Annotated in this window: 14 protein-coding genes; 8 read left to right on the top strand and 6 right to left on the bottom strand. The window is 73.4% G+C overall.

The features are described from left to right. Nucleotides 1-10 precede the first annotated feature (10 nt). From NUT86_RS06455 to NUT86_RS06445, 3 genes are read right to left on the bottom strand one after another with little or no spacing between them, the layout of a single operon-like run. A complete protein-coding gene (locus NUT86_RS06455; protein ID WP_266450439.1) occupies nt 11-874 on the bottom strand; it encodes a 5-oxoprolinase subunit C family protein in 864 nt (287 codons plus the stop codon). After that, nucleotides 874-1,494: a 5-oxoprolinase subunit PxpB gene (pxpB, locus tag NUT86_RS06450; protein WP_093638578.1), complete on the bottom strand. Its 621-nt coding sequence runs from the start codon at nt 1,492-1,494 to the stop codon at nt 874-876. Before pxpB ends, NUT86_RS06455 begins: the two co-directional genes overlap by 1 nt. Continuing rightward, nucleotides 1,491-2,273 carry a LamB/YcsF family protein gene (locus NUT86_RS06445; protein WP_018090661.1) on the bottom strand — a complete coding sequence of 261 codons (783 nt, stop codon included), beginning with the start codon at nt 2,271-2,273 and terminating at the stop codon, nt 1,491-1,493. The genes pxpB and NUT86_RS06445 overlap by 4 nt, the downstream gene beginning before the upstream one ends. Nucleotides 2,274-2,656: 383 nt before the next feature. Here NUT86_RS06445 and NUT86_RS06440 point away from each other — a divergent pair, with 383 nt between their 5' ends. The 7 genes from NUT86_RS06440 to NUT86_RS06410 all read left to right on the top strand — a co-directional run bounded on the left by NUT86_RS06440 (nt 2,657) and on the right by NUT86_RS06410 (nt 13,670). Next, nucleotides 2,657-3,400 (top strand): GntR family transcriptional regulator, encoded by a 744-nt coding sequence (locus tag NUT86_RS06440; RefSeq protein ID WP_274734040.1) that lies wholly within the window; start codon nt 2,657-2,659, stop codon nt 3,398-3,400. A 158-nt stretch (nt 3,401-3,558) separates the two neighbouring features. After that, entirely contained in the window at nt 3,559-4,269 is a 711-nt protein-coding gene (locus tag NUT86_RS06435; protein ID WP_127149676.1) for a DUF969 domain-containing protein, read from the top strand. Further along, the gene (locus tag NUT86_RS06430) at nt 4,266-5,234 is read left to right on the top strand and encodes a DUF979 domain-containing protein (RefSeq protein ID WP_274734037.1); all 969 of its coding nucleotides are present in this window, start codon (nt 4,266-4,268) and stop codon (nt 5,232-5,234) included. The genes NUT86_RS06435 and NUT86_RS06430 overlap by 4 nt, the downstream gene beginning before the upstream one ends. A 97-nt stretch (nt 5,235-5,331) precedes the next feature. Next, nucleotides 5,332-5,976, top strand: coding sequence for a pyroglutamyl-peptidase I (pcp, locus tag NUT86_RS06425; protein ID WP_109888106.1), 645 nt, complete (start codon nt 5,332-5,334; stop codon nt 5,974-5,976). A 168-nt stretch (nt 5,977-6,144) separates the two neighbouring features. Continuing rightward, a complete protein-coding gene (locus NUT86_RS06420; RefSeq protein ID WP_026169805.1) occupies nt 6,145-7,668 on the top strand; it encodes a hypothetical protein in 1,524 nt (507 codons plus the stop codon). 136 nt (nt 7,669-7,804) lie between these two features. After that, complete coding sequence (locus tag NUT86_RS06415; protein ID WP_174876483.1) at nt 7,805-8,737, top strand: hypothetical protein; 933 nt, start codon at nt 7,805-7,807, stop codon at nt 8,735-8,737. Between the two features lie 247 nt (nt 8,738-8,984). Beyond that, nucleotides 8,985-13,670, top strand: coding sequence for a hypothetical protein (locus NUT86_RS06410; protein ID WP_159490687.1), 4,686 nt, complete (start codon nt 8,985-8,987; stop codon nt 13,668-13,670). Between the two features lie 27 nt (nt 13,671-13,697). Here the strand turns inward: NUT86_RS06410 and NUT86_RS06405 are convergent, their stop codons facing one another. Together NUT86_RS06405 and NUT86_RS06400 are read right to left on the bottom strand one after the other, a co-directional pair. Then, on the bottom strand, nt 13,698-14,783 hold the full coding sequence (locus NUT86_RS06405) for an S-(hydroxymethyl)mycothiol dehydrogenase (protein ID WP_159490689.1): 1,086 nt from the start codon (nt 14,781-14,783) through the stop codon (nt 13,698-13,700). A gap of 230 nt (nt 14,784-15,013) precedes the next feature. After that, a complete protein-coding gene (locus NUT86_RS06400) occupies nt 15,014-15,820 on the bottom strand; it encodes an IclR family transcriptional regulator (RefSeq protein ID WP_018090651.1) in 807 nt (268 codons plus the stop codon). 160 nt (nt 15,821-15,980) lie between these two features. Between NUT86_RS06400 and NUT86_RS06395 the strand changes: the two genes are divergently transcribed. Then, a complete protein-coding gene (locus tag NUT86_RS06395) occupies nt 15,981-16,310 on the top strand; it encodes a bifunctional 3-phenylpropionate/cinnamic acid dioxygenase ferredoxin subunit (RefSeq protein ID WP_018090650.1) in 330 nt (109 codons plus the stop codon). Nucleotides 16,311-16,370: 60 nt separating this feature from the next. Here the strand turns inward: NUT86_RS06395 and NUT86_RS06390 are convergent, their stop codons facing one another. Continuing rightward, nucleotides 16,371-16,814: a hypothetical protein gene (locus NUT86_RS06390; protein WP_381682308.1), complete on the bottom strand. Its 444-nt coding sequence runs from the start codon at nt 16,812-16,814 to the stop codon at nt 16,371-16,373. Between the last annotated feature and the right edge of the window lie 224 nt (nt 16,815-17,038).

The raw sequence follows: 17,038 nt of genomic DNA, 5'->3' as shown, positions 1-17,038 counted from the left end.
GGCGGAGCACTCAGCGCATGCGGAGAAAGCGGACCGGTGTCCCCGGTACCGCCTGGGCCGCCGGGGCCAGACAGCGCTCGGGGACGACACCGATGACCGGGTAGCCGCCGGTCGTGGGGTGGTCGTGGAGGAAGAGGACCGGCAGGCCGTTGGGCGGGACCTGGAGGGCTCCCAGGGGCATGCCCTCGCTGGGGAGTTCGCCGCTGCGGGCGCGCTCCAGGGACGGCCCTTCGGTGCGCAGACCGATGCGGTTGCTGGCGGGGGAGACCCGGAAGCGGCCGGTGGTGAGGGTGTGCAGACCGGTGTCGGTGAACCAGGCGTCGCGCGGGCCGGGCAGGAACGGAAGGACCAGCTCCGGCACCGGGCCGTGATGCGGGACGGCATCGGCGCCGGCCGGCGGGCCGTGCGGGTCGCCCAGCGGGAGGACCGCGCTGTCGGTGAGCGGGTCCGGGCCCAGGCCGGAGAGCAGATCGGCGGCGCGGCTGCCGAGGACCGGTTCGGTGTCGATACCGCCGGCGAAGGCGAGATACGAGCGCAGACCGTGGGTGGCGGGTCCCGCGTCCAGGACGGCGCCCGCCGGGACACGGACCGGGGCGCCCCACGGGGCGGGGCGGCCGTCGACGGTCACCGGGCAGGGGGCGCCGGTGACGGCGACGGTGGTGGCCGTACGCACCCGCAGGGCGCAGCCGGTGAGCGTCGTCTCCAGGGTGGCGGCGGACGCGGGATTGCCCACCAGACGGTTGGCGAGCCGGTGGGCGGGTGCGTCGAGGGCGCCGGCCCGCGGCACACCGAGGTGGGCATGGCCGGGCCTGCCGAGGTCCTGGACGGTGGTGAGCGCACCGGCCCGGACGACCGAGAAGGCGCGGTCGGTCATCAGGCGGTCTCCTGCGGGACGAAGCGGACGCGGGTGCCGGGTGCGAGCAGCGCCGCCGGTTCACGGCGCGGGTCCCACAGCACGGTGCCGGTGGTGCCGATCAGCTGCCAGCCGCCGGGGGAGGAGCGCGGGTAGACACCGGTGTACGGGCCGGCGAGGGCGACCGAGCCGACCGGGACCTTGGTGCGGGGCGTGTCACGGCGCGGTACGTGCAGCCGCTCGGGCAGACCGGTCAGATAGCCGAAGCCCGGTGCGAAACCGCAGAAGGCGACGTGGAATTCGGTGGCGGAGTGCAGCCGCACCACCTCGTCGGGGGTGACGCCCCACAGGGCGGCGACATCGGCGAGATCGGGGCCGTCGTAGCGGACCGGGATCTCCACGGTGGGCCGGTCGCCGGCGGTGAGCGGCGGAATGTCCCAGGCGGCGAGTTCGGCGATGAGCCCACGGGGGTCGGCGAGGCCGTCGAGGAGTACCGTACGGGCGGCCGGCACGATCTCGCGCAGCGGCGGCAGGGCTCCGTCGGCGGCCCGGCGCAGCAGTTCGGCGTGCAGCGCCTCGACCTCCTCGGCGCTGTCCAGCTCGATGAGCAGCCCGTGTTCACCGACCGGCAGCGGCCTCATACGAAGCTCCGTACGTGGACGCCGGCCGCGGTCAGCTCGGACCGGACCCGCCGGGCGAGGTCCGCGGCTCCGGGGGTGTCGCCGTGCAGACACAGCGAACGGGCCGTGATGCCCACACGCCGGCCGTCGCGGGCGGTGACGGTGTGGTCGCGGGCCATCCCGAGGGCGCGCTTGACGACCTCGTCGGGGTCGTGGATCACCGCGCCCGGTTCACGGCGCGGTACCAGGGTGCCCTCGGGGGTGTAGGCGCGGTCGGCGAACGCCTCGCCGACGACGGGGAGTCGGGCCTCCCGGGCGGCCTCGTGCAGCCGGGAGCCGGGCAGGCCGAGGACCGGCAGCCCGCCGCCCGCGGTGCGGATGCCGTCGATGACGGCGCGGGCCTGCTCCGCGTCGTGGACACAGCGGTTGTAGAGCGCGCCATGGGGTTTGACGTAGCCGACGCGGGCACCGGCGGCGCGCGCGAAGACCTCCAGGGCACCGATCTGGTAGGCGATCTCGGCGGCCAGCTCGTCCGGCGGGACGTCCATCGCGCGGCGGCCGAAGCCGGCCAGATCGCGGTAGGAGACCTGGGCGCCGATGACCACACCGCGCTCGGCGGCCAGTTCGCACACCCGGCGCATCGTGGCCGGGTCGCCGGCGTGGAAGCCACAGGCCACATTGGCGCTGGTGACGACGGAGAGCAGCGCCTCGTCGTCGGTGAGCTGCCAGCGGCCGAAGCCTTCCCCGAGGTCGGCGTTGAGGTCGATGACGGGAGGGACCCCCATGCTGCGCTCGCTCATGCCGAAACCTCGCTCCGCTCGGCCCCGCATTCGCGTGGCGCGCACCTCTCGATGATTTGCTCGCTGCGCTCGCTCATGTATGTCCGTTCCAGAGGTGCTCGGGGCCGGCCGTGCGCGGTGGGCGGCGTGCGGGGTCCCGTGTGCGGGCAGGGGCGGGCGGGACATTCCGGCCGGCCCGTATCCGTAGTGACTCTCCCCCGAGGGCACTCGAGCCGACCGGCGTCGAGGACAACGTAGAGGATCGTTCAACGATCCGACAAGAGGTGTGTGCCATCCGTTTGAGGGTGCGTTGTTTTGTCCTCCTGTCTGGGATTGACTTTCGCTCCATGACACCGGGATGGCCCGAACCCGCCGCCCGGTACGGCGCGAGAGCGGGGAGCGGAATGTCCGGCGGAGTGGCGAAGAACGATCAGGGGCGGCTCACCGAGGTCTCGGGCCTGGAGCGGGACCGTCCCCTGCTGGGCCGCTCCAGCACGGCCGAGCGGGTCGCCGACATCCTGCGCGACCGGATCACCGAGGGCTACTTCCCGCCCGGCGCCCGGCTCTCGGAGGAGAGCATTGGCGGTGCGCTGGGCGTCTCGCGCAACACGCTGCGGGAGGCGTTCCGGCTGCTGACCCATGAGCGGCTGTTGGTGCACGAGCTCAACCGCGGGGTGTTCGTCCGGGTGGTGACGGTCGAGGACCTGGAGGACATCTACCGGGTGCGCACCCTCGTGGAGTGCGCGGCGGTACGGGGGCTGGGGCAGGGGCCCTACGGAGCCGGTGTGACCGAGGCCATCGCGGCGATCGAGGCCGCCGTGCAGGCCGGCGAGGCCGCCTCGGCGGACCGGGAGTGGCAGGCGCTGTCCACGGCCAACATCCGCTTTCACCAGGGCGTCGTGGCCCTGGCGGGCAGCCCGCGCACGGATGAGCTGATGCGCGGCGTGCTCGCCGAACTCCGGCTGGTCTTCCATGTCATGGCCGACCCCCGGCGTTTCCACGCACCCTATTTGACCCGTAATCGCCAGATTGTCGAGGCGCTGCAGGCGGGGGATGCCGCCGAGGCCGAGCGGCTGTTGCTGTCCTATCTGGAGGACTCGCGCGGCCAGCTGTCGGGGGCGTACGCGCAGCGCATCGCCGAGGGGTGAGGGGTGGAGGGGGCCGCCGCGAGAGCCGCCCCGGGAAGTGCCGCAGATCTGTTGGTGCAGACCCCTTGTCGGATCGTTGAACAATCGCCTAGCCTCCGCTGCAATCTCTTCAACTCCTCACGGGCCCTGTGGGGTCCCCGTACGCGGAAGGCGGATCCATGATCGTGCTCCTCGGCGTGCTCGTGGTCGTGATCGGCTTCGCCACGAAACGCAATCCCTTGCTGGTCGTGGGGGTGGCCGGCATCGCGACCGGCCTCCTCGGAGGGCTGTCGCCGGGCAAGGTGCTCGCCGCGTTCGGCGAAGGCTTCGCCGGCAGCCGGGCGGTGACGATCTTCGCGATCACCCTCCCGGTCATCGGCCTCCTGGAGCGCTACGGCCTCCAGGAGCAGGCCCGTAACCTCATCGCGCGGTTCGCCAGGCTCACCACGGGCCGCTTCCTCGCGCTCTACCTGGGGCTGCGGCAGATCGGCGCGGCAGTCGGGCTGACCAATGTTTTCGGCCACGCCCAGACCGTCCGCCCGCTGGCCGTCCCGATGGCCGAAGGTGCCGCCGAGCGGAAATACGGCAAACTCCCGGACCGGACACGGGAGAAGGTCCGTTCGTTCTCCGCCAGCGCGGACAATGTCGGCCTCTTCTTCGGCGAGGACGTCTTCCTCGCCGTCGGCTCGATCCTGCTGATCACCGGCTTCGTCAACACCACCTACGGCACCCACCTCGAACCGCTGCAGCTCGCGCTGTGGGCGATCCCCACCGCCGTGTGCGCCTTCGTGGTCCACGGCTGGCGACTGCTGCGCCTGGACCGCCAGTTGGAACGCGAACTGCTCACCGCAAACGTCCGCGACACCGCCGCAGTGGAGGCCGCCCAGTGATCAAGGCAGAGTGGTTCTACTGGCTGGTGGGCCTCAGCTTCCTGGTGATGGCCGCCCAGATGGTCACCGACCGCAGCAACCCCAAGCGCTTCGGCACCGGCGCCTTCTGGGGCCTGATCGGCGCCGGCTTCATCTACAGCAGCTGGGTCGTCACCAAGCAGGCACCGGCCGAGCCCCTGGGCGTCGCGGTGCTGGTCATGGCCTGTCTGGCCGGCTTCGGCTTCACCGGACGCGGCACCCCGCGCACCACCACCCCTGAGCAGCGCGCCGCCAGCGCCGCCAAGCTCGGCAACCGGCTGTTCGTCCCGGCGCTCACCATCCCGGTCGTCGCGATGGCCTGCGCCATCGGCGTCAAGCACGTGACCATCGGGGGCGAGCCGCTCCTCCAGGAGGGCAGCGAAACCATCCTGGGCCTCGGTATCGGAGCCGTCGTCGCCCTCGTCGTCGGCATGATCATCCTCCGTGAGAAGCGGATCTCGGTGCCCGTGCAGTCCGGCCGTTCCATGCTGGAGGCGATGGGCTGGGCCATGCTGCTGCCGCAGATGCTGGCCACACTGGGCGCCATCTTCCAGGTCTCCGGCGTCGGCGACCAGGTCGGCAAGCTCGCCACCTCCGTCCTGCCCGAGGACTCGCTCTACATCGCGGTCGTCGTCTACTGCGTGGGCATGTTCGCCTTCACCATGATCATGGGCAATGCCTTCGCCGCCTTCCCCGTGATGACCGCGGCCGTCGGCTGGCCCGTCCTGGTCGGGCACTTCGACGGCAACCCCGCCGCCGTGCTGGCCATCGGCATGCTCGCCGGGTTCTGCGGGACCCTCGTGACCCCCATGGCCGCCAACTTCAACATCGTCCCGGCGGCGCTGCTGGAGCTGAAGGACCAGTACGGGCCCATCAAGGTACAGCTGCCCACTGCGGGTGTGCTGCTCGGCTGCAACATCGTGATCATGGCGCTGTTCGCCTTCTGAGCGGGCACCGCACCGCGCGCCGCGACCCTCCGGGGCGCGGCGCGCGGGTGCTCACCCGTTCCCTCCCCGCTCGACCAGTCGCACCAAGGATGACCGAATGACCCGGGTACTGCTGACCGGATTTGCACCCTTCGACGGCGAATCCACCAACCCCTCCTGGCAGGCGGTCCGCGCCGCCGCGGACGCACCGCCCGCGGGTATCGAGGTGTCCGCCGTCGAACTGCCCTGCATCTACGGAGCGTCGATCGCGGTGCTGCGCGCCGCGATCGAGGAGACCCGCCCCGAGATAGTGGTGTGCGTCGGCCAGGCGGGCGGCCGGCCCGACATCACCGTCGAACGCGTCGCCCTCAACGTCGACGACGCCCGGATCCCCGATGCCTCGGGCGCCGAACCCATCGACGAGGCGATCGTGCCCGGCGGCCCCGCCGCGTACTTCTCCACCCTGCCGATCAAGGCATGTGTGGCGGCCGTCCGCGCCGCCGGACTCCCCGCCTCCGTCTCCAACACCGCGGGCACCTTCGTCTGCAACCACGTCTTCTACGGCCTCGCCCACCTCATCGCGACCGAACTGCCCGATGTACGCGGCGGATTCGTCCACGTCCCCTACACACCGGAGCAGGTCGTCGACCGCGCCGAGCCGTCGCTCCCGGCCGACGCGGCCGCCCGGGCCCTGCGTGAGATCGCCCTCACCGCCGCGCGCACCCGCACCGACATCCGCGTCGCCGGCGGGGCCACCCACTGAGACCGGCACCCGTGCCCACGGGACCTGGCGGCCGGCCACCGCGCGCCACGCCGTAGACTGTCGCGTCGTCCCGTGAGCGGTCCGTCAACGGATCCACCAGCGGTTCCACCCATGAGCGGATCCGCGCCGTTTCGTCCGTTGTCAGTGCGAGCGCCTACTCTGTGCGACGTGACTTTTCCCGCCCCGGGGGCCGCTGCGCCCCAGCTCAACGGCCCTCACCGGCCTGCGCCGGGCCCGGCCGCCGATGAAGGCCTGGCCCGTCGGCTGCGTGCCCTCGCATGCACCGCGCCGCTGCACGACCTCGACGTGCGCAAGGCCAACCTCGCGGGCGAGTACGGCGTCTACGCCATGGCGGAGGTGGCGCTCGCCGTCATCGATCTCGTCACCCTCAACATGGACTTCGACACCGGCGCCGACCACGAAGAGATAGTGGCGAAGGTGCTCCCCCGGGTCGCCGCCCAGGCCCCCCACCGTCCTACTGGCCAGCATGAGCGGGTGGCCCGCTGGGTGCTGGAGAACCTGATCAACGTCGGCAGCGTGGACCGCGGTTTCCGTGCCGTCTACGGCACCTTCAACACCGAGGGCGAGTACGTCCGCCGCGACTACGACTTCAAGCTCATCGAAGAGGTGCCCGGCGCCGGCGGCAGCGTCTTCCTGCGGGCCACCGACGAAGCGGTCAACGTCCTGGTCGGCGCGCTCGACACGGACGTCACCAGCGCCCAGATCGCCGCCGAGGTCAAGCTGGAGGTGCTGATCAACCGCGGCCGGCTGGCCGACGCCCAGCTCGCCGCCGAGCAGGCCCGCTACCGCACCGTGCAGTATGCGGAGACGCTCCGCAGGACCCTGGACGCCACCCGCCGCAACGTCCGCGCCGTGGACTGGCTGGAGACAGTCCCGGACATGATCAACGAGGCGCTGGACCATGTCGCGGACCGCTACCGCCACGAGAACGCCATCCTGACGAACATCCGCAAGGCCCGGGACGAGACCGAGGAGGCGGAGCACAAGCGGCGGGCCGCCGAGCTCGTCGACATCGTCAAGGACTGCATCCGCCGCCACACCCAGCTCCAGTCCCGGCTGCTGGAGGCCGGACCGCTGTTCCGCGCCGAGCAGGACCGGCAGGCCTTCGCCACCCCCGCCGCCCGCTCCGGACTCGACCTGTACGGCCAGTTGGTCGCCCCCCTGCTGCCGCTCCCCGCCGAGCAGGCCATCCGCGTCACCGACGCCTTCTTCGCCAAGGGCACGGGGCTGCGCACCCCCTCGGCCGTGCGCGTCGGGGACCTCGTCGAGATGCTGCTCACCCCGCCCATGGAGCGTGAGCACCTCGGCGCCGAGATGCCCGAGCCCGACCTGGTGGCCACCCCCGACGACAGCCGCTTCAGCGAGGCCCAGCTCGACGCCGCGATGGCGCTGCTCGACCTGCCCGCCGACGCGCCCCGCAGGCTCTCCGGCCTGCTTGCCGAGGCGCGCCGCAGCGACCCCGAACTCCCCTACCTCGTCGCCCTGCTGGCGGTGCACGCCGCCAGCCCGCCGGTCGGCACGGCCTACCGCCAGGGCGAACAGCAGCTGCTGTTCGCCGTCGACGACGGCACGGAGCTGACGGACCCCGAGTTCGGCGGTGCCGACCTCATCGTCGGCACGGCGCTGCTGGACGCCGCCGGAATGGCCGCGGACCGCTCGGAGGTGGCCTGATGCCCCGCGCCCAGGACGAGCGGTCGGCGAACGGCGGGGCGTGGCCGGTCCGGCAGGGCCGCGGCGCGCCGGGCCGCCGTCCGCCGTCGCGCCGGCCCGAGATGTCCCAGACCGTCCCCCGCAAGGAGCTTGTTCCGTGACCCAGTACGACGAGGCGCCGCAGCCGGACCTGGCGTCCGGGGCCGGTGAGCCGGGCTGGGGCGTGCCCACCGCCGACGCCGAGCCGGCCGCGGCGAAGTGGGCGCCCCTGACCCCCGCCGATGCCGCCGACGCCGCACGGCTGGTCTCCTTCGGCCTCCAGCCCAAGCTGCTGCCCGCGCGTGACGCCGAATACAGCGAACTCCTGCGCCGCTATCGGGACGACCCGGCCTTCGCCCGGCTCGCCGACGCCGTCGCCACCGGCCTCGGCCTGGTCGTCCTGGAGGTGTCCACCCGCGCCGGGATGGCCGTCACCGCCGACGAGGACTCCGTCTTCGCCGTACGGATGGGCGACTACGCCCGCCGTGCCTCCGCCGACTCCGCCGACCGCTTCCTGCACGGCCTGGCCCATCTCGCCGTCGCCGCGCTGGCCTTCCCGCGCCCCGAGGACCTCGCCGACGACGGCTACATCGGCCGTATCACGGTCAATGGCGTCGATGCCTTCGTCCGGCAGGCCTGCCGCCGGCTGGAGGAGCGCGCCGAGCAGGAGGGCGAGAACACCGACCCGGCCACCGACGCCCCCGGCCTGGAATCCGCCTGGCGCATGTATGCCCGGCGCAGCGCGACCGGCGCCACCAAGGACGCCCGCCGGCTGGCCGGTTCGACCACCGGCATCATCGCCAAGGCCGTCACCTTCCTCGTCGACTCCGGCTTCCTCCAGCGCACCGGTGACGACGCCGGCGGCGCCTACCGCACCACCGCCCGCTATCAGCTCCAGGTCCGCGACATGGCCGGCAGCGCCGCCATGGCCGAACTCCTGGAGCTGGGCATCGTCCCCGTCGCCGACGGCAGTGCCGCCCTGCTGCCGGGCGAGGAAACCGACGACCTCGACCTGGTCGCGGACGCCGGACTGCCCTTCCACTCCGGCTGAGGGGCCGTTCGACCAGCACCGCTCCTACCTCCCACCGACCACCACGGCTCCCACCGACCCCAACCGCTCCCACCGACTGCCGCCGCTCCTACCTCCCACCGACCACCACGGCTCCCACCGACCGTCGCCCGACCGAGACTCCCCCCCACCCCCGAACCCACCCCCGCCCCCTCCCCCGAAGGGGGAGGAGGGGGAGGGGGCGGGGGAGCAGCGCCACCCCTTCCCGACACGACAACGAGAGTCCGCCATGTACGAGCTGTCCCGGGTCCGCCTCTACTCCATCGGGCCCGCCGGTGCGCGCTATGCCGACACCGTGCTGGACCTGCGCGGAGTCGGTGCGCCCGTGCCCCGACCGGCCCCGGCCCAGGCGGACTTCTTCGAGGACGAACCGGTCGGCCCGCCGCGCCGCCCGGCCCCCGCGGGCGTGCTCTTCCTGGAGAACGGCGGCGGCAAGTCCGTCCTGCTCAAGCTGATCTTCTCGGTGATGCTGCCCGGTCACCGCAACACCCTCGGCGGCGCCAGCTCCGGCGTGCTGCGCAAGTTCCTGCTGGCCGACGACTGCGGCCATGTCGCCCTGGAGTGGCAGCACGTCCTGACCGGCGAGAGCGTGGTCGTCGGCAAGGTCAGCGAATGGCGCGGCCGGCAGGTCTCCAACGACCCCCGGAAGTTCGCCGAGGCCTGGTACAGCTTCCGGCCCGGCCCCGGGATGAGCCTGGACTCCCTCCCCGTCGCCGAGGCCACCGTCGTCCGCCCCCGCCAGGAGAGCGGCGAGGGCAGCTCCGGAGCCCAGGGCCGCCGCCGGACGATGAAGGGCTTCCGCGACGTCCTCACCGAGGCGGGGAAGAACTACCCCAATCTGGATGTGGTCTGGGAGGAGGGCCACGAGCGCTGGAACGTACACCTCGGCGAGCTGGGCCTGGACCCGGAACTCTTCCGCTACCAGCGGGAGATGAACGCCGATGAGGGTGAGGCGGCCGGCCTGTTCGCGGTCAAGAACGACTCGGACTTCACCGACCTGCTGCTGCGCGCCGTCACCGACACCCGCGACACCGACGGCCTCGCCGATCTGGTGCACGGCTTCGCCCACAAGCTCGGCCGGCGCGCCGAACTCACCGCCGAACGGGACTTCACGGCCGGCTCCCTCGATCTGCTCTCCCGTATCGCCGACGCCGCCGAACAGCGCGAACGCGCCCGCGAGGTGCACGCCGGGGCCGAGCGCCGCACCCGCGGCCTCGCCCAGCGGCTGCACGCCCGCGGCACCGAGGAGCGCGGCCGCGCCGCCGAGCTCGCCGAGCAGGTCGCCGCCGCGGCGCACCGCGTCACCGACGCCGAGCGGGTGCGCGAGCGCCGCTCCCTGGTCTCCGCCGAACTCGCCTACCGGCACGCCTCACTGGCGCTGGCCGCCGCGGAGAAGGGCGCCGCCGCCCAGCGCCGGGAGCTCAACGACGCCCGTACGCTGCACAGCGCCTGGCAGGCCGCCGAGATCGCCCTGCGGCACCGCGCCGCCGCCGACCGCTCCGCCCGGGTCGCCGCCGCCATCCGCGAGGCCGAGCGGGACGCCGCACCCGCGCTCGCCGCCCGTGCCACTGCCGCCGCCGACCTCGTCCGCGCCCTGCACACGGCGGCCGAGGCCGGTGAGCGGATCGCCAACGAGGAGGAGGAACGGTCCGCCGCCCTCCAGGAGGCCGGTGAATCGGCGCACCGCGACGCCACCACCGCCGCCACCCACGCCCAGCGCGCCCGCAGTGAGGCCGAACACCTCAAGCAGCGGCTCTCGGAGGTCGCCGAGGAGACCGCCGAGGCGGTCCGGGCCGGCTGGCTGGACGACAGCGCCCCCGATGCCGATCCGGCCCGCGCCGCGCTCGCCGCCTCGGACGCCGAGAAGACCGCCGTCGAGGCCTGGGACTCGGCCCGCGAAGCCGCCCGGCAGGCCACCGACCGCGCCCGCGAGGCCACCGCCCGGCACTCCGCCGCCGAACTGGCGGCGGCCCGCGCCGAGGACGCCGCCGAGGCCGCCGAGCGGGCGTACGAGGCCGAGCGCGGGGCCGCCGAGTCCATCGGCGCCGAGCAGCGGCTCGCCGACCTCCTCGGACTCCCGCAGTCCGAGGCCAAGTCCCTCGGCCTGCCCGGCCCCCGTACGGCCACGTCCGGTACGGACACCGGCGCCCCGCGCCGCCCCACCGCCGGCCCGCTGACCGCCGAGGAGCTGGACCGCAACGCCGACGGGCTGCGTGAGCTGCTGGAGGAGGGCGTCGCCGGCGCCGAGCGGCAGCTGTTCGACCTGCGTACGGCCGCCGCCGACGATGCGCGGATCCTCGGCGCGCTGGGCGACGGCGGTCTGCTGCCCCCGGGGCCGGATGTGCTGGCCGCCGTGGAGTACCTGGGCGAGCACGGTGTCCCCGCGCTGCCGGGCTGGCGCTATCTCGCCCAGTCCGTCGACCCCGCCGACCACACCCGGGTGCTCGCCGCCCGCCCCGAGCTGGTCGACGGCGTGATCATCACCGACCCGGACACCCATGCGCGGGCCCGCGAGGTGCTCGCCCAGGCCGCGCTGCTGCCGCGCTCGGCCGTCGCGGTCGGCACCGCCGCCGCGCTGCTCGCGCCCACGCCCGCCCCCGACGAGCGGGAGACCGGTGTCTTCCTCGTCCCGCCGAACCCGGCGATGCACGACGAATCCGCCGCGGACGAGGAGCGCCAGGCGCTGCGGGCGCGCGCCATAGAGCGGGACGAGGAGATCCGGGCGCTGGCCGCCCGGCTCGCCGGGGACCGGGCGCTGGCCGCGCGGCTCGGCTCGTGGCGTACGGGCTGCCCGGCCGGCCGCCTCGGTGAGCTGGCCGCCGCCGCGGAGGAGACCCGGACGGCCGCGGAGGAGGCCGCGGCGGAGCTGGCCGAGGCCCGCGCGGCCCGCGACGGGACCGACGAGGTCGCGGCCGAGGCCACCCGGGTGCGCGACGAGCGCCAGGAGACCGCCCAGCGCGCCCGCCGCGCCGCGGATCTGCTGGCCGGGCTCGCCCACCGGCTGCGCGAGCGCGCCTCCTGGCAGTCCCGGATGCGTGAACTCGCCGATGAGGCAGCCGAGTTCGAGGCCCGCGCCGAGGAGTGCGTGGACCGTGCGCGGGCCGCCGACGAGGACCGCCGGGCGGCCCAGCGCGCCGCCGACGACGCCCGTCGCACCGCCCGTGCGCTGCGCGCCGAGCGGTCCGAGATCGCCGGTGTACCGGACGATCTCGGCGAGGCTCCGGAGGCCGCGAGCGCCTCCCTGCCCGCGCTGCGCGAGGCCTACCGCGCCGCCTCCCAGCTCTACGAGAAGGTCGGTGTCGGCGCCGATCTGCGCGCCGAACAGGCCCGCGCCGAGGGTGAAGAGAGCGCCGCCCTGGCCGAGTTGAACCGCCTCACCAACAAGGTCCGCACCCGCGCGGAGACGCTCCTGGAGAGCCCGGACGCCGCCGACGGCCCGTCCCGGCAGGCCGCCGCGGCCCGCGCCGAATCCTTGGTGCACATGCTGGAGACCCGCGCCTCGGCCGCCAGCGAACAGCTCGGCCGGCTGCGCGGTGAGGCCGAGCGCCTCGCCCCCACGGACGGTGAGGCGCACACCGAGCTGCCCGAGGACCTGGTGCCCGCGGACGCCGACCGCGCCAAGGAGCTGCTGCGCACCGCGGGCGGCGAACTGGCCACCGCCACCGAGGCGTTGACGGCCGCCCGGGACCGGCACGAGGAGCTGCTGCGCGGCCACCGCGCCGCCGAGGACGCGGCCGGCGGCTTCGACGAGACCGCCGCCCTGCTGCGCGATCTGCTCCGTGACCACGCGGACGCCGAGGACGCGGCGGACGGGCGGATCGAGCCGTACGCCGGCCGGGTGGAGGACGCGCGGCAGGCCGCCGCCGAGTCCCGCCGCTCGCTGCGCGGCTGCGCCGCCGATCTGTCCACCGCCGATTCCGCGGTCCGCGAGGCGAGCGACATCCTCGTACGGCACGCCAACTCCACCCGCTACGAACAGGTCCGTACCCCCGCCCGCCAGCAGATCCGCGAACTGCCCGCGGCGGCCCTGCCGGACCATGCCGCCAAGTGGGCGGAGGCCTTCGCCCCCCGGCTGCGGGTGCTCACCGACGAGCTGGAGCAGCTGGAGCGCAACCGCGACTCCATCGTCGACCGGCTCCGCGGCCTGGTCGAGTCGTCGCTGACGACACTGCGCTCCGCCCAGCGGCTGTCGCGGCTGCCCGAGGGGCTGGGGGAGTGGTCCGGACAGGAGTTCCTGCGGATCCGCTTCGAGGACCCCGACCAGGCCACGCTCACCGAGCGGCTCGGCGAGGTCATCGACGAGGCGACCCGCGCGGCCGTCAAGAAGAACAGCGATCTGCGGCGGGACGGGATGTCCCTGTTGCTGCGCGGGGTCAGCGCGGCGCTGCAGCCGCGCGGGGTGGCCGTGGAGATCCTCAAGCCGGATGCGGTGCTGCGCGCCGAGCGTGTGCCGGTCGGGCAGATGGGCGATGTGTTCTCCGGTGGCCAGCTGCTGACCGCCGCCATCGCGCTGTACTGCACGATGGCGGCGCTGCGCAGCAACGACCGGGGCCGCGACAAGCAGCGGCACGCCGGCACGCTGTTCCTGGACAACCCCATCGGCCGCGCCAACGCGACCTATCTGCTGGAGCTGCAGCGCGCCGTCGCCGATGCGCTGGGCGTCCAGCTGCTCTACACCACCGGCCTGTTCGACACCACCGCACTCGCCGAGTTCCCGCTGGTCATCCGGCTGCGCAATGACGCGGACCTGCGGGCCGGGCTGAAGTACATCAGCGTCGAGGAGCATCTGCGGCCGGGTCTGCCGCAGCAGGACCCGTCCGGCGAGGCGGTGCACGGCCAGATCACGGCGACGCGGATGTACCGCCGGCCGGAGGAACCGGCCCCCGAGGAGCCGGCGGACCCGGCCGGCGGATGACCGGCGGCGCGGGAGGCCTGCGGGCGGTCAGACCACCACCACCGACCGCAGGACCTCCCCGCGCTGCATCTTGGCGAAGGCCGCTTCGATGTCGTCGAGCGCGATGGTCTCGCTGATGAACCGTTCCAGATCGAGCTTGCCGCTCAGGAACAGATCGATCAGCACCGGGAAGTCGCGGCTGGGCAGACAGTCGCCGTACCAGGACGACTTCAGTGCGCCGCCGCGCGAGAAGAGATCGATGAGCGGCAGCTCGATCCGCATGTCCGGCTCGGGGACACCGACCTGGACCAGCGTGCCGGCCAGATCGCGCATGTAGAACGCCTGCCGGTAGGTCTCCGGGCGGCCCACCGCGTCGATCACCACATCGGCGCCGTGCCCGCCGGTGAGCGCCCGGACCGCCTCGATGGGGTCCGTACCACGGGAGTTGACGGTGTCGGTGGCGCCGAACCGCTCGGCGGCGTCCAGCTTGCCGTCGTCGAGGTCCACGGCGATGACGCGCCGGGCCCCGGCCCGGGAGGCGCCCGCGATGGCGGCGTTGCCGACGCCGCCGCAGCCGATGACGGCGACCGTGTCCCCGCTGCCCACCCCACCGGTGTGCACCGCCGCGCCGTACCCGGCCATCACCCCGCAGCCGATCAGCCCCGCCGCCTCCGGCCGCGCCGACGGATCGACCTTCACCGCCTGCCCGGCGGCGACCAGGGTCTTCTCGGCGAAGGCGCCGATGCCCAGGGCCGCCGTCAGCTCCGTGCCGTCCAGCAGGGTCATGGGCCGGTCCGCATTGCGGGAGGCGAAGCAGTACCAGGGGCGGGCACGACGGCAGGCCCGGCACTGTCCGCACGGCGCACGCCAGGCGAGCACCACATAGTCGCCGGGCGCCAGTTCCGTGACACCCGTGCCGACGGCCTCGATGACGCCGGCCGCCTCATGGCCGAGCAGGTAGGGGAAGGCGTCGCCGATCGCGCCGTCGCGATAGTGCAGATCGGTGTGGCACACCCCGCAGGCCTGGACGGTCACGAGCACTTCGCCCGGACCGGGATCGGGCACGAGGATCGGCAGCACCTCGACGGGGGCGCCCTTCTTGAGGGCGACGACGGCGCGGGCTTCGTGCGGCATGTCTCACTCCTAAAACAGCGCCTGCGGTGGCGGCAGGGCGGGTAGCACGCGTGGGGTGGCACGGATGCCTGTGAGGGGTGGGAGTGGTGCGCTGTGCTGGGAACGGGGACAGTGGCGGAGGACGGTCCACCGCTGGCGCCGTGTTGCCTATAGTGCGCTTGGTTGCGCTATAGGAGACATGCTGGAAGTCCGTCAGGGATACGTCAAGGGGGGATTTTTCGCTACCCCGCTCAACCCGCGTACCCCATCAGGCGGGAGAGGTCGGCGGCCGCCTTCGCCGCCCGCTCCGCGAGCTCCGGCAGCAGCTGACGCTCCATCCGGTACGCCGGTCCCGAGACGCCGATCGCGCCGATCACCGCGCCGTCGTGGGCCCGCACCGGCGCCGCCACCGCGTTCAGCCCGATCTCCAACTCCTCGCTGGTGCAGGCGAATCCGTCCTCCAGCGCGGCCGCCAGCTGCTCCCGCAGACCGGCCGCCGTGGTCAGGGTGTGCTCGGTGAACCGCGGCAGCTTGCGGGTCACCAGGGTCTCCCGCCGCGGGGCCGGCAGATGGGCCAGCAGGACCTTGCCGCTGGCGGTGGCGTGCAGCGGGGTCCGGCGGCCCAGCCAGTTGTACGCGGTGACCGCCGCTGAGCCCCTGGCCTGCATGATGTTGACCGCCGCATCGCCGTCCAGCACCGCGATGTTGGCGGTCTCCCCGGTGTCCTCGGCGAGCGCCCGGCACACCGGCTGGCCCTCCTGGGAGATGTCCAGCCGGATCGCCGCGGCACCGGCCAGCCGCAGCACTCCGGCGCCCAGGTAGTACTTCCCGCGGTCCTTCTCCTGCTCCACCAGCCCGCGGTTCTCCAGCACTCCGAGGATCCGGAACGCGGTCGACTTGTGGACGCCCAGCTCCTCGGAGATCTCGGTCACCCCGGCCTCGCCCAGCTTGGCGAGGATCTCCAGCACGCTCACCGCGCGGTCCACGGACTGGACGGATCCCGCCCCGCCGCGCCGTTCCTCGGACCGGTCGTCCGCCGTATCGCTCGTCTTCGGCATGGGTCTTCGTGTCACCACCCGGTGGCCCCGCGGGGCACGTCTGAAGGCATCTGCCGGGAAGCCCTTGACGGCCCGCGTCCCGGCTTGGATTCTGTTGCGCATCGCGCTCTGCGATGCGTTATTCAGAACACATGATACCGATCAGCGCGAGGGGGGCCAGATGATTCCCGTCTGCCGCATCGAGGACCTGCCCGAGGGTGAGTCCGTCCGGATCGAGATCGACGACGCCACACCGGCCATCGCGGTCTTCCACGCCGAGGGCGGTTTCTACGCCGTCGATGACACCTGCAGCCACCAGGACGCCTCGCTCTCCGAGGGCTATGTCGAGGGCTGCTTCGTCGAATGCCCGCTGCATGCGGCCCTGTTCGACCTGCGCACCGGAGCCCCGACCTGTCTGCCCGCCCGCCGGCCGGTGCGCACGCACCAGGTGGACGTCCTGGACGGCATCATTCATGTGCGGCCCGCCGTGCGGGAAGAGGCGGTGGCGTAAAAACACCCGGCCACGGGCAGCCGTGGCCGGCAGGTGTCGCGCGGCCCTCCCGCCCCGCCGTTACGCGGCCGCGCGATCCACCCTCGACGGGCCCTCCCGCGACTCCCGGCGCTGCTGCCGCCGCGCCCGGCGCCGCTCGCGGCGCAGCTCCCGGGCCGTACTGCTCGGCTGGGACCGCACCCCGTTGCGCTGTACCCACACCTGGCGGGTCACCCAGACGTCCAGCACTCCCCAGGTGGCGACCACGGTGCTGGCGACCGTGCCGAGCACCGCGGGAAACGCGAACCAGGAGCCCGCCAGCGTGCACAGGAACGCCACCATGGCCTGTATCAGGGTGATCGCCACGATGATGACGGCGCGCACCGCGGCGGTGCGCACCGGATCGGCCATCCGGGGCCGGGCCGCCGGTTCCTCCTGCCACAACGACTGTCTGCCGGTGTCCATGACCGCGTCACTCTCCCCGCACTCTCCCCGCGTGTCCGGCTCCTTGGTGGCTGCCCCGATTTCACCGGTACACGCCCCTGGTGCCGCACCCCGTCCCCTCCCATGGTCACGTACCGGACGCGCACAGGGTTACCCGGGGTAGAGCAAAACCGGCCAACCGACCGGCATTCCGCCGGACACCGATGACAGGGGCGGCTCCCGGAAACGCGGGTGGGTTGTCCGGGAATCAACGGACAACTCGGGACGATCCCTCCCCGAACCCCGCCCCGACCTCGGGAGAGGCC

The organism is Streptomyces sp. G7(2002) (assembly GCF_028870195.1).
In the GTDB taxonomy this organism is placed as follows: domain Bacteria; phylum Actinomycetota; class Actinomycetes; order Streptomycetales; family Streptomycetaceae; genus Streptomyces; species Streptomyces nigrescens.
The sequence above is the reverse complement of the archived record's forward strand: the minus strand, read 5'-3'. Positions and strand labels throughout refer to the sequence as shown.